Source organism: Planctomycetia bacterium (genome assembly GCA_015075745.1).
GTDB lineage: Bacteria > Planctomycetota > Phycisphaerae > UBA1845 > UTPLA1 > UTPLA1.
The window spans coordinates 839,214-853,018 of the sequence record JABTTW010000001.1 but is presented as its reverse complement, the minus strand read 5'-3'; the positions used below and the strand labels follow the sequence as shown (position 1 = coordinate 853,018).

Sequence of the window (13,805 nt, the reverse complement as noted above, 5' to 3'; positions counted from 1 at the left end):
GATTCCGGCCACAAAAAGAAACTATGTAGCCGGGGCTCCCATTCAGGGGTGCACTAGATTGGATCGATGCGATCTGTTGTTGCATCGATTGGCTGTGGCGTGTGCCCGGCCCAGCACCCCTGAAGTAAGGAGACTCGACCATGAAGATTCTGGCTATCGACCTGGGTAAGTTCAAGAGCGCCGCGTGCGTCTACGAGAGTGCAACCGGGGAACACGCGTTCACCATCGTCCGCACAAAGCCGGCTGAAATTCACGACCTTCTGGCGACGCACCAGCCGCATCGCGTGGTGATCGAGATCGGTTCGGCGGCGGGATGGGTCTACGATATGGGGCTGACGATGAATGTGGAGGTACAGGTCGCCAACCCCAACCACGAGGCGTGGCGGTGGAAGAATGTCAAGCGCAAGACTGACAAGGACGATGCCCTCAAACTCGCCCAGTTGTCGGCGATGAATCAACTGCCGATGGTCCAGCTTCCGTCGAAGAAAGTCCGCCAATGGCGATCCCTAATTTGCTATCGCAACACTCTCGTGGCTCGACGAACTGCGATCAAAAACCATATCCGCTCAATCCTCGATCGTCAGGGGATAGGCTGGCCTGTCGGCCCATCGGGATGGACCGACAAGGCAATCGTATCTCTTAAACGCATCGCCGGGTTCATCGAAAACGCGAACCCGGACGGCTTGTGGCGATTTGAGCTTCGTATGGAACTGGAGGCCATGCTTCAGGCTCAGATGCTGATCAACCGAGTGGAGGTCATGCTTGACGCGTTGGCCAAAGAAGATTCCCGCGTCCATCAGTTGCGGACGATTCCCGGCGTCGGTCCACGATTGGCCGAGGTAGTCGTTGCCGTCATTGATGACGCCAAGCGATTCAAGAATGCCAAGCAGGTCGGAGCTTATGCAGGTTTGACGCCCATGCAATTTGAGTCGGGCACAATGAATCGGCAGGGTGGTATCAGCGGTCGTGGCAACAAGCTGCTTCGGGCGCTGCTGGTCCAAGTGTCGTGGCTGGGCCGCCGCTGCAACGGGAGGATCAGCAAGATTTTTGAAGACGTATGCCGTGGAAATAAGACGCGAAGAAAGATCGCTGTGATCGCCACGGCCAGGAGACTTTTGGTGATTTGTTGGGCCATGCTCCGCGACGGCACGACATGGCGCGAACCCGGCAATCCGCTCGGCGCGCTCTCCACGAGTTAAGAGGGTTCCGATGCTCGTTGGGGCGGTGACGATCAAGAATTGATGGATGCCGATGGACTGACGACAACCCGAAGTTGAACATGGGCTTCAAGCCTGGTGAAAAAGAATGGGAGTCGTCTTTCGTAACTGGTTGAATGGGACCGTACGTCAATACGTGATCCCGGATAGGAGCCTGGACACATCGTCATCCAACATGCACCCTTGCCAAAACCGGCTACATAGGAGTTCAACTGGTGTCTTGTCGCCCCGATTGCCGCGTAGCGGCAATAGAGCAGGTGAGAAGTGGAGCAGTAGAACAGGAGAGGGGAAAAATCTCCCCAACCCTAATAAGGGCGTCCGGGCCAAGTCGACTCGTCACCTGCGGTCTCCTGTTCACCTGCTCTCCTGCTCAATCGCCGCGCAGCGGCAATAGAGCAGGAGAAGGGAGAAAGGAGAAAGTAGAGCAGGCAAGTAGCGGTCGCGATTGGAGTGACCGCCGCCCAGGCGTTGCCGACTCCTGCGGTCTCCCCTCTACTCTCTCCTCTCATGGCCTTCGCATTCGAGAAACTCATCGTCTACCAGAGATCGGTCGACTTCGCCGATCAAGTCTCCGCTGCCACTGAGGCCTTCCCACGCGGCTACGGTTTTCTCGCCGACCAGCTCAACCGGGCGTCGCTGTCAATCGCCGCCAACATTGCCGAAGGCAATGGTCGCTTCACGAAACCAGACCGTCGCAACTTCTTCACCATTGCCCGAGGGTCAGTGCAGGAATGCGTACCCCTGCTGGAACTTGCACGAAGGCGCTCGCTTATCACGCCTGAACGACATACGAATATGAAGAATGAACTCGAGGAAGTCGCCAAAATGCTCTCCGGCCTGATCAACGGCCTGGACAAGCGCACGGCCTAACAAGCATCCATCGCCCCGAAAAACGCTCCTCCTCGCGCCCTAGTGCTCCGTCATCGTTAGCTTTGCGGGTTATTTTTGGAAAGGGTCGATGTTCATGATTGGATGGCCGTGGATGGCCTGTTGATCATGGAGGATCGGCGATGAAACGGTATGTGGTTCGGCTGGAGGCGGTGGAGCGGCGGCGATTAAAGGAGTTGGTTTCGACGGGCAGGGCGGCGGCCTACAAAATTCGGCACGCGAACATTCTGCTTCAGGCGGATGAATCGAAGTCACGACCGGGCTGGCCCGATACGCGGATCGCAGAAGGCCTGGCGGTGTCGGTTCGGAGCATCGAGTACCTGCGGAAGCGGTTTGTAGAGGAAGGATTGGAGGCCTGTTTGGCACCGAAGAAACGGCCCTTCCGCCGGTGGCGCCAAAGTTCGACGGCCGCAAGGAGGCCAAACTTGTGGCGTGGCCTGCTCGCAGCCGCCGAAGGGATACGAACGTTGGTCGCTCCGGCTGCTGGCCGACCGGGTGGTGGAATTGAAGATCGTGGACGCGGTGTCCCATGAGACGATCCGGCGTGTTCTTCAAAAACGAGTTGAAACCGTGGCAGAAGAAGATGTGGTGCATTCCGCCGGACCAGGATGCGGCGTTCGTCTGTGCGATGGAAAATGTTCTGGAGGTTTATCACCGGCCCTATGATCCGAAACGCCCGGTGGTCTGTTTCGATGAGAAGTCCAAGCAACTGGTCTCGGAGGTACGTCGGCCGATGGCGGCGAAGCGGGGTCAGGCGGCGCGGTATGACTATGAATACGAGCGCAATGGGACGGCGAATTTGTTTGTCTTCGTGGAGCCGCTCAAAGGTTGGCGGCAGGTGACGGTGACGTCGCGGCGTTGCAAAACCGACTTTGCCGGCCAGATGCGGGCGCTGGTGGACCTCCACTACCGCCGTGCGGAGAAGATCACCGTGGTGATGGACAATCTCAACACCCACACCGTGTCGAGCCTTTATGCCGCCTTCCCTCCAGCCGAGGCAAGACGGCTGATGGACAAGCTGGACGTGGTGCATACGCCCAAGCATGGATCGTGGTTGAATATGGCGGAGATCGAGTTCAGCGTGATGGAAAAGCAGGCTCTCAACGGCCGCGTCCCCGATGAAAAGGCCCTAACAAAGCAAGTGAAGGCATGGGAATCAAATCGGAACCATCGATCCAAACGAATCAACTGGCAGTTCACCACCGATTTGGTAAGCAAGGAGTGGCCGCGTTTCAGGAACGAGGTGCATGGCGAACTTGTTCGGTCCTGAATTGGGCAGTCGGAGGGGCGATACTCGGCATTGAGACGACGACTTGTGTGCCGATGTTCGGCGTGCTCTGCAAGTCGATCGTGCCCTGGTGCAGCTTGACGATGGACTGACAGATCGCAAGTCCCAGTCCCGCGCCGTTGCTGCTCTCATGAACGCGCGCCTTGTCGGCGCGAAAGAAGCGATCGAAGACGTGGTCGACTTCGTCCGGCGAGATCCCCACGCCGTCGTCCTTGACGCGGAGGGCAGCCCTGCCATTCTCCACGGCGACGCTCACGTCAATTCGCTTTCCATTCCCAATGTACTTGATTGAATTGTCGAGGATGTTGCCGACGAGCTGCCGGATTCGCGAGCTGTCGCCTTCGATCCAGACCTCGCGTGACTCACCAAGGCGCAGATCGAGTCCGTGCTCGCCCGCCGCCGGCGCATAGAGATCGACCACATCGGCCACAGCCCGATCAAGCCGGAACTTTTCAACGTGGAGCGCGAGGTGGCCCGCATCTGCCCGCGCGAGCAGAAGAAGGTCGTCGGTGAGGCGCGACAGGCGCACATAGTGCTCGATCGACTCTTCCATCACCTTTCTGAGTTCTTCAGATGTTCGAGCTCGAGAAAGCGCCACTTCGGCGCCCCCCCTTAAGGCGGCAAGCGGCGTTCGAAGTTCGTGGGCCGCGTCGGCGGTGAACTGCTGAATCTGACGAACCTGCCGCTCGATTCGCTCCAACATTTCATTAAGCGTCTCGGCCAGCCGGTCGAGTTCATCTGCCGTGCCGGTGCGGTCGATTCGCTCTGAAAGGGTACCTGCCGCACCGATGCGTCTCGCGGCATTGGCCATCCTTCCAACGGGCACGAGACTGCGGTTCGCAAGCCAGCGGCCTCCCACGAATGCGAGCAGTGCCGCGAGCAACAGGGCAAGTGCACAGGCACGACGAAAGATCGACAGTGAGTTGTTGACACGATCTAGAAGATAGGTCGCCTGAGCAAGACATGACGAGCCGTCCGGCAATGTCACCCATCGACTGCAAACCCGTGCCGGATAATCGAGGCCGGCAAGTGGAACCGTCTCTAAGACGACGCGGCTTTCGTCTTCGGCGTCCCGGGCCGGCGGAATCCACTGAGGTGGAAGTCGATCGTCTGGATCACTCGTCACCAACAGGCGGCCGTGACTATCAAGCAGGCGGAATGTCAGGTCGTTTCTCAGCCGACTGCCCAGCTCGCGACGGATATCCTGCTCGATCTCCAGCAGATTATCATTGGCCTCGGAGAGAATCGACCTGAACTCGAGTACCTCGCCTTCCAGAAACCGATCGACTTCGCCCATGAGTGACAGGCGGAGCCCAATGTAAAGCCCTACGCAGAGAATGAGACACACACTGCATGTGACCGCAGTCCCCCAAAGCGTGAGCCGCATGCCGACGGTGAACGCGGGACGGCCTCTATTATTCCTCCCGAAGGACATAGCCCACGCCCCGAATGGTATGGATCAAAGGCTTGGAGAAGCCGTGATCGACTTTTTTGCGCAGTCGATTGATGTGCACGTCGACGACGTTGGTCATCGGGTCTTGATTCATATCCCAGACTTTTTCGAGGATCATGGTGCGCGACAGGACGTGTCCGGCGTTTTTCGCGAGATATTCCAACAGGGAAAACTCGCGGCTTGAAAGTTCGATCTTCTCGTCGCCGCGGTGCACCTGTCGGGCCATGACATCCAAACGCAGATCCCCAATCACAATCGGGTTCATCGCGAGCGATGCGCCGCGGCGCAGCGTAGCGTGAATTCTCGCGAGTAGCTCCGCGAAGCTGAAGGGTTTGACGAGGTAATCGTCAGCGCCGAGATTAAGTCCCCTGACGCGATCATCTACCGCGTCGCGCGCGGTCAGGCAGATGACGGGCGTCTTTACGCCCATGCCCCGCAGATCGCGGAGAATGCTGAAGCCATCGCGACCCGGCAACATGAGATCGAGAATCAACACGTCGTATGCTTCCGTCGTGGCCATTCGATGGCCTTCAAACCCCTCCATCGCCTCTTCAACGACAAACCCTGATTCCCGCAGGCCGCGGCAGACAAATGTCCGAATTCCGACGTCGTCCTCAATGACCAGGGCACGCATGGCTTACTTAGACTCCCTCTCAACTCGCTATTGCGAATTGGTATCCTAAGGCCAGTCGAAAACATGTCAGCCATGTGGGGAAAAGATGACAGTTTTGTAATCTAAGTGTCATTCGTTGTCAGCTTGCGCTGGGTTGCACCTCCCTTTTTCGGCGCGCATCGCTTTACTCGGTTTTGGGTAGGGGCAAATTACCCACCGAAACCACGGCAAAGTCACGAACTCAAGGGTTGTTGCCTCAAGCACACGGCAGCACCTTAGGTATTCCATAAGGTTAGTACAGAGGTGCACTCGTGGTTAGGGCTTATTCGGGGGCCGATCGAGATGACAGGTTTGTCATCTATCCGTCATCAGCAGTTTAAATGTGCCTGCTATCGTCCTTGGCAGATGCGACAGCCGATTCAATCAGATTTGCACCAAAGATCGGCGACGGTATGCTGCGCAGGAAGTTCAGCGATGCGAAGGAGCAAGTCTGGTATCGTTGGCTCGTATGGATTTGTTGCTGCCGGATTCATCGTCTTTGCGGCGGCCCTCAGCGCCCAGAGTAAGCACGCGGACAGCACCCGCATCTCGGAGTATCAAGCAGGGTGACCATCACCATGAACAGGGGCTTGCGCCCGATGGACGACGACACGAACATGAAGAATTCGGCGACGAAGTGGACGACTCAAACGACTAGCTGCCCACATCGGTGCCCAAACCACATGGAGAACCTCCTGTGAGCTTTTCAAGAAAGTTGTATGTGCGGCTGTTTCTCGCATCGATGATCAGCTTGATCGCCACCAGGCAGTCAACGGCCCAGGATCCGGCGAGGAGTTCGGCACGCCGTGATTCGTCTCAAGGCGATCCCTATCGCTATCAACCCATGAGTCTCGCAGAGATGCAGGATCAAGAGGCGACTAGCTACGAAGAAAGCGGAACCACAAGAAGCGAGCAATCTCTCGCTTCAAGAGAGGACTTAGTCACTGAACATCAATCCGTTGACGCCTTTAACTCTCTTGAGGACGGTCAACCGGGCCCGGCGGGGGAGCTGGAGCTTCAATTGGAATTCGGCTGGAAAACAACATCCGGTGAGCACGATCCATTCGAACTCTCAACTGAATTGCAGTATACGCCCGATGGCAACGAGTTCCTTCGAAACATGCAACTGATCCTCGGCGTTCCCGTCGAGATGGGTCTTGGCGGTGTCGAAGGCAACGCCGATATCGATCTCGGATGGCAGCAGCGATGGGTCAAGGAAGATGGGATGATGCCCACGATCTCCACGCTGGCCGAGATTCGCCTGCCCACGGGATATCACTCCTCCGGTGTCGATGGCACCCTCACCGGCATCCTCGCCAAGGAAATGGGCAGCGGAACCGCATTTTTGAACGGATGGGTCAAGACCGCCAACGGAGACAATGTCGAGGACCTGCGGCACTTTCAATGGGGCGCCCGCGCCGGTTATAAGTATCGAGTGAGCGACACGCTCGCATTGATCGGCGATTATTTTATTGAATCGAGCGAGGAAGAGGGGCACTCAAACGTCAACGCGCTCGAATTCTCCGCCGAATATCGGTTCAACGAACACGTGACAATCGGTCCGGGAATTCTGGTCGGGCTCGATGACAACGAAGAGACTCCCAATCTCGGCGCCGGACTGAGGCTCCAGATTGCCTTCTGACGCCCGCCGCCTTCAGGCGAACATCTTTTCGACATTCCAACAGGCCAAAGCAGCGTGAACGGACTCGCAAAAAGAACCGTCATCGTCATCCTTCTGTCACTCTGGACAGCGTGCGCGCGCGTCGATCCCAAGCACGACTTCCAACGAACCGGCGACATGCTGGCGGAGCGGACCGAAGCACCCGAGGCGTATGATCCCGATACCGACGCCGTTGTTGATGCGCGTGTCGCGGAGATTCTTCAGGACGGCCTGACGATTGACGAGGCGGTGCAGGTCGCCCTGCTGACGAATCGCGGCTTTCAGGCCTTGTTCTCGAGCATCGGAGCCTCCCGAGCCGACGTGGTACAGTCCGGCCTGCTGACCAACCCATCAATCGGATTCATGGCGCGATTCCCGGAGGGCGGTGGTCGATCCAACCTGACGCTGACCTTTGCGCAGGAACTGGTCGATCTCTGGCAGATTCCGGTCAAGCGCCGAATCGCCGAGGCCCAGCTCGAACAGACAATTCTCGACGTCGCCCGCAGCGGTATCGATCTTGCCGCGGACGTGAAGAAGAAGTTCCTTCAATTGGCGACGCTTGAGCGCACCGAGCAGATCGCCCGCGAGAATCTTGATCTCGTCAAGCAATCCATCGAGATCGCCCAGGCCCGGCTAAAGGCCGGAGAGACCGGACAGATCGATGTGAATCTCCTTATGGCCAATGAAATCGACGTGCAGACATCACTGCTGAGTCTTTCCCGTGATCGCGCCGTTGCCAAGGCCGACCTCGGCAGGGTGCTGGGCCTGGCCCGTTGGAAGCAGCCGTGGAAGCTAACTACGGCTTTCGAACCTTCCGTGATGGAGCTTCCCGATGATCCGACGCTGATCGTGTTCGCCATGTGCGAACGATTGGAAGCGCGAATGTCCGCAGAGAAAGTACGCGCCGCAGAAGCAGAGCTTGAGCGCCAATACCTCAATATGTTTCCAAGCGTATCTATGGGCTTTGAGGGCGAGCGCTCGGAGCGGCGCGCACTGCCGGGCCGCAAGATACCCGCGGATACCGGGAAGTCCTCGCTCCGTTCAGGCAAACTGACCGCCCCTGACATCGAAACGCGCGGGGAACGGAATGCGGCCCGGAGACAAATCATCGATCTGTTGCTCGGTCCCAGCCTACAAGTCACTTTGCCTGTGTGGGACCAGAATCAGGCACAGATCGCAAAGGCGCGGTACCGGGCTCAGCAGACTCGCAAGGAATATGAAGACCTGCTCGATGTCGTTTCCGCCGAGGTCCAAAGCGCCACGGCCGTACTCACCACCTCGGTCGGTCTCATGCGCTTCTACGACGATCGAGGCCTTCCAACCGCCAAGCAGAATCTTGAGCTGGCGAGAAAGGCATATGAGGTCGGCGAACAGAACATCGTGGCGGTCATCGAGGCTCAGAAATTCCTGATCGCTCAACGACTCGCAGGGGTGAATATCCGGCGTGACTATTTCGTGGCAGAAGTGGAATTGAGGCGAGCACTTGGCGGTCGAACGCCGCCGGCGACCGCAACCTCTTCGGCCACAACTCAACCCACCGACATCGGAGGCGCCGATTAATTCCGGCGAATTACTTATGGACCCGTTAAGTCTTGCGTTCCAGTCCATCTTCGGCGCCTTGTCGACGCTGGTGACATTTATTGGAGATTTCTTGCGACAACTGCTCGCCGCGTTCCTGTTCTAGGCACGGCGTCTGTCGTTCGGACTGAGACGATTCATGCAGAATTCACCGTTGAAATGGTTGGCAGTCGTCGCCGTCGTGGGCCTGAGCGCCTGGCTTATTCCCCGGGCATGTTCCACCGCGCTTAAGCACGAAGGTGACAATGCAACGCAAGGCGACAAGAAGGCCACGCCGCCCGTCACGCTGGCGCGAGACGCCGAAGGCCGGCGCATTTTCACGGTCAGCAAAGAGGTTCAGGAGCGGGTCGGCCTGACAGTGCAGAAGCTGACGCCCAGTCAAATGCAGCCCCACGTTCGGGCGATCGGCCAAATTGAAGCGGATCCGTCGCAATCTTTCATGCTTCGATCGCCGGTGGCGGGCTTTCTCGCGATTCCCGACGGCACGACATGGCCGCGACTGGGCGAACGAATTTCCGCAGGCGCAACGATCGGGTCCGTTCGGCCCCGTCTCAGTCCAGTCGAGCGATACGATTTGAGCACCCGCCTGATGCAGGCCCACGCCGATGTCGAGGAGATCAATGCTGATCTTGTGGCGGCGAAATCATCCTACGAAAACAAGAAGCGTCTGAACGAAAACGGCAAGGTCGTAAGCGATCGCGCCCTCGAGGAGGCCCAGGCCAAGGTCAAGAGCGGTGAGGCTCGGCTCCAGGCTTCGGTAGAGACCGTCAGGCTTCTAGAAGACGCGATGGTTCAGGGGCGTAATCAGCAGTCCGCGCTACCGCTCGTTGCCCAGAGGGCGGGAGAGATCGTGGAGATGCTGGCACAGCCCGGCGAGGCCGTTGAATCGGGCCAACTACTTCTCAAGACGGACGACTTTGCTCATTTGATCGCGCGAGTGACCGTCTCGCCCGGCACCATTCTCAGCCAGACTCCGATATCAGCGCAAATTCAGGTCCTGGGTGAAGAGACAGACGTCTTTCAGGCAAAGGTTATTTCCTGCGTGCCCGCTGACGCGAGCGCCGGGCGAGGTCAGACGTTTCTTGCTTCGATCGACGTCGGAGACAAGCTGCTCCGTCCGGGCATGGCGGTCGCAGCCACGTTGGAGTCCGCCGGCACGCCTATTGAGGGCGTCATCGTTCCTCGCAGCGCCATCATCCGCTTCGGCGGCTCTACCTATGTCTACGTCCAGTCCGACGAAGAGCAGTTCACGAGGAAACAATTTGAAGCGGAGGCGCCCGACGAGGCCGGGAGTTTCGTTCGAAGGGGCCTGACCGCCGACGATCGCGTTGTCGTCGTTGGCGCCGGAATTCTCCTTTCCGAAGAACTCCGCGCCCAGATCGAAGCAGAAGCCGAGGGAGAAGAGTAGCCCATGTATCGCGGCTCCCGACCATTCCGGCTATCAGCGATCGCGATTCACTCCGAGAGCGAGCAAAGCCCGTGCTGAATGCCGTCGTCGAATCCTCGATCCGTCGGCGCGGCGTCGTGCTTTGTCTGGCCGGCGCGCTGCTATTCCTCGGCGTGAGAACGGCCATGCACGCCAAGCTCGACGTGTTTCCCGACTTTGTGCAGCCCCAGGCCGTCATTCAGACCGAGGCGCCGGGCATGTCGCCGGAGCAAGTCGAATCGCTCGTCACGCGACAGGTCGAAGGGGCCGTCAGCGGAATCACGAATCTGGAGTCTCTCCGCTCCCAGTCGATCCAGGGACTGTCCATCGTCACTGTCGTCTTCGAAGAAAAGGCCGACATCTTCATCGCAAGGCAAATGCTCAGTGAGCAACTCAATTCGGTTTCCGTGGAGCTTCCGGCGGGCGTCAAGCCGCCGCGACTCGCGCCGCTGACGTCATCGACGATGGATCTCCTGAAGATCGGGCTCGTTTCCGATCACCAATCACCGATGGAACTTCGGGCCTTCGCCGAATGGACCCTTAAGCCGAGGCTTCAAGCCGTGCCGGGTGTCGCACAGGTCGGGGTCATGGGCGGCGAGACGCGCCAGCTTCAAATCCAGATTGATCCCGCACGACTCCTCGCCCATCAGGTCTCTCTCAATGAATTGATCGATACCGCACGCCAGTCCACTGGCGCGGTTGGCGCCGGGTTTATCGAGACCGACAGCCAGCGCATCGTGTTACAGAGCGAAGGCCAATCGCTCAATGCCGACCAACTTGGCGAAGTCATCGTTGCCAGTTCCGCATCGGGCATCGTCCGCCTTAAGGATGTCGCCGACGTGCGTGAGGCCGCTGCCTTCCAATTCGGCGACGTGCTCATTCAGGGCGGACCGGGCGTGCTCGTGAAAGTACTCAGTCAGTTCGGCTCCAACACGATGGACGTCACGGAAGGCGTGGAAGCAGCCCTCGAAGAAATGACTCCTGCCCTCGAGGCGGAGCAAATCAAGGTATTCCCCCGTCTCCATCGGCCCGCGACTTTCATTGAGACCGCGCTTCATCACGTTCGATTCGCCCTCTACATCGGTGGCCTGCTGGTCACGGTTGTCCTTCTGCTGTTCCTGTTCAATCTCCGCACCGCGATGATTTCGATTCTCGCCATTCCGTTGTCGCTGCTCTCCGCCGTCATCATCATGGAATGGCTCGGTTTCACCATGAACACCATCACGCTTGGCGGACTCGCCATCGCCATCGGCGAAGTCGTCGACGATGCGATCATCGACGTCGAGAACATCCTCCGCCGCCTGCGGGAAAACCGGCATCTGGCGGCCCCCAAGCCGTTCGCGCAGGTCATTCGCGACGCATCCATTGAGGTCCGCAGCGCGGTCGTCTACGCCACTTTCGTGGTCGTTCTCGTTTTCGTTCCCGTGCTCACCATGTCCGGTCTTCAGGGGCGCATGTTCGCCCCGCTTGGCGTCGCTTACATCCTCGCGATCCTGGCGTCCCTGTTCGTCGCCCTGACTGTAACCCCCGCCTTGTCGTGCATGCTCTTGACGCCTCAAAGCCTGACCGCCGCCGAACCGTTTTTTCTGCAACGATTTCGCGATGGGTACAAGAGCCTTCTCGTGAGATTTGTCCGCCGGCGCAATCTCATTATTGCCACCTGCGTCGGCCTGGGTCTCGCCGCATTCGGCCTGCTTCGCGGCTTTGGCGAGGAGTTTCTTCCTGAATTCCGCGAGGGTCACTTTGTCGTCCAAGTCAATGCCGCTCCCGGGACGAGCCTCCGCGAGATGATGCGTATCGGCGGCCTCATCTCCCGCGATATGCTCGACTCGATCAAGGTGGCAGGCCAGCCGGTGATCGATACTATCTCACTACAGGCGGGTCGAGCCGAGCTTGGCGAGGACCCATGGGGGCCGCATCGCAGCGAACTGCACGTCGAATTGAAACCCGACGTGCCCGGCGCCGATCAGGCAGACGTGCAGCAACAGATTCGCGATCTGCTCAGCCAATATCCCGGAAATACCTACGAAGTGTTGACGTTTCTCGGGGATCGCATCGGCGAAACGCTGACCGGTGAAACCGCCGCGGTTGTGGTCAATCTCTTCGGCGATGACCTCGATGCGCTGGACGACAAGGCGCAGGAACTCGCCCGCATCGTCGGTGGCATCGACGGGGCTGAGGATGTTCGCGTTGCCTCACCTCCCGGCTCGCCGGAGACACTGATCTCGCTGAGGCCAGATCGACTTCAAGCCTGTGGTTTTCAGCCCGTCGAAGTCTTGTCGGCCATTCAGACCGCCTTCCAGGGAGCGGCCGTCGCGCAGACCTATGAAGGCAATCGCGTCTTTGACGTGGTGGTGCTGCTGGAGCCTGCTCTCAGACAGGATCCCGACACCATCGGCTCGCTCTTGATCTCCAACAAGGCCGGTCAGTACTTTCCACTTGGCCAACTCGCCGACGTCGACCGCCGAACCGGTCGCTACATGATCCTTCACGACGGCGGTCGGCGCAAGCAAGCCGTGGCGTGTAACGTCGCGGGCCGTGATGTCGGCGGGTTTGTCGGCGAACTCAGAGAGCGAGCGGCCAAAGTCGTGCTTCCGTCGGGAACCTACCTCGCCTTTGGAGGAACCGCCGAAGCCGGCGTTGAAGCGCGCGGCGAACTCCTTCTGCACGGCGGCATCGTGGGGATGGGCATTTTGTTGCTGCTCGGCGCGGTTTTCCGAAATGCCCGCAACACCATACTCGTGCTCGCCAATCTCCCGTTCGCGTTCGTCGGTGGTGTGCTCGCGGTCTTTCTGACCGGCGGGACCCTGTCGATCGGATCCATCGTGGGATTCGTCACGCTCTTCGGCATTACCATGCGTAACTCCGTCATGATGATCTCTCACTTCGAGCATCTGGTGACACAGGAAGGTGAGACATGGGACACCCACACCGCGCTTCGCGGTGCTTCCGAAAGGCTCATCCCCGTCCTCATGACGGCTCTCGTGACAGGTCTGGGCCTACTCCCCATTGCCCTGGGGTCGGGCGAAGTCGGTCGCGAAATCGAAGGGCCGATGGCCCTGGTCATCCTCGGCGGCCTGATCTCCTCAACAATCCTGAACCTCCTCGTCCTGCCGGTCCTGGCCCTGAGATTCGCACGCTTCTGGGCGCCGGATCAACGGCAGGCGATGAATTGAATCCTCGCTTGAAACGCTCCAATCCTCACTCAGGATCCGGATCAGTTTTCGCTAAGAAAATAAACATTGCGGGCAAAGTGTAACTGAGACGGTATATGGCGGAACATGGGTGGCAAATTTCGAAATACGGCCGTTTCTCATGGAGCGACGGCCCAATCGCAGGCGTGAATGACTCTGCTGAATGTCGCGTGGATATTATCTCTTCGCACGTACTTCGAACCATTGTCCAGAGTGTGGCGCGCCGCTTTCGAAGGACCAGTCGGTGGAGTTCAGTAAATGCAAAATGCCGAGGCGGCTGGACGGTTCATCGAGTCTCGGGGGGCAGATCAGGTCCGCTCTGAAGCCAGCGGCCGACCGGCCATATTTATTGCCCCGCTTCTCAATCTGATGGTGGCAATCGCCTCCCAGGGTCCAAAAACCAGGCTGGCCTCGGGAGGCGTATTCGCTTTGGTACGGTCCTTGCAATT

Annotated in this window: 8 protein-coding genes and 1 pseudogene; 7 read left to right on the top strand and 2 right to left on the bottom strand. The window is 58.8% G+C overall.

What is annotated here, in order from left to right; all coding sequences use genetic code 11:
• Positions 1–140: 140 nt before the first annotated feature.
• The 3 genes and pseudogenes from HS101_03370 (at position 141) to HS101_03360 (ending at position 3,309) form a co-directional block, all read left to right on the top strand.
• Positions 141–1,199, top strand: a complete 1,059-nt coding sequence (locus HS101_03370) for an IS110 family transposase (GenBank protein ID MBE7505305.1) — start codon at positions 141–143, stop codon at positions 1,197–1,199.
• Between the two features lie 525 nt (positions 1,200–1,724).
• Positions 1,725–2,087 carry a four helix bundle protein gene (locus HS101_03365; protein ID MBE7505304.1) on the top strand — a complete coding sequence of 121 codons (363 nt, stop codon included), beginning with the start codon at positions 1,725–1,727 and terminating at the stop codon, positions 2,085–2,087.
• 140 nt (positions 2,088–2,227) lie between these two features.
• Positions 2,228–3,309, top strand: a pseudogene (locus HS101_03360) (IS630 family transposase).
• Between the two features lie 28 nt (positions 3,310–3,337).
• Here the strand turns inward: HS101_03360 and HS101_03355 are convergent.
• A complete protein-coding gene (locus HS101_03355; GenBank protein ID MBE7505303.1) occupies positions 3,338–4,780 on the bottom strand; it encodes a heavy metal sensor histidine kinase in 1,443 nt (480 codons plus the stop codon).
• A gap of 28 nt (positions 4,781–4,808) precedes the next feature.
• Positions 4,809–5,480 carry a response regulator transcription factor gene (locus HS101_03350; protein ID MBE7505302.1) on the bottom strand — a complete coding sequence of 224 codons (672 nt, stop codon included), beginning with the start codon at positions 5,478–5,480 and terminating at the stop codon, positions 4,809–4,811.
• A gap of 715 nt (positions 5,481–6,195) precedes the next feature.
• Here HS101_03350 and HS101_03345 point away from each other — a divergent pair.
• The 4 genes from HS101_03345 to HS101_03330 all read left to right on the top strand — a co-directional run bounded on the left by HS101_03345 (position 6,196) and on the right by HS101_03330 (position 13,338).
• A complete protein-coding gene (locus HS101_03345) occupies positions 6,196–7,140 on the top strand; it encodes a hypothetical protein (protein ID MBE7505301.1) in 945 nt (314 codons plus the stop codon).
• Between the two features lie 54 nt (positions 7,141–7,194).
• Positions 7,195–8,718 (top strand): TolC family protein, encoded by a 1,524-nt coding sequence (locus HS101_03340; protein ID MBE7505300.1) that lies wholly within the window; start codon positions 7,195–7,197, stop codon positions 8,716–8,718.
• A gap of 157 nt (positions 8,719–8,875) precedes the next feature.
• Positions 8,876–10,144, top strand: coding sequence for an HlyD family efflux transporter periplasmic adaptor subunit (locus tag HS101_03335; protein ID MBE7505299.1), 1,269 nt, complete (start codon positions 8,876–8,878; stop codon positions 10,142–10,144).
• A gap of 71 nt (positions 10,145–10,215) precedes the next feature.
• Positions 10,216–13,338, top strand: a complete 3,123-nt coding sequence (locus tag HS101_03330) for an efflux RND transporter permease subunit (GenBank protein MBE7505298.1) — start codon at positions 10,216–10,218, stop codon at positions 13,336–13,338.
• Positions 13,339–13,805 lie beyond the last annotated feature (467 nt).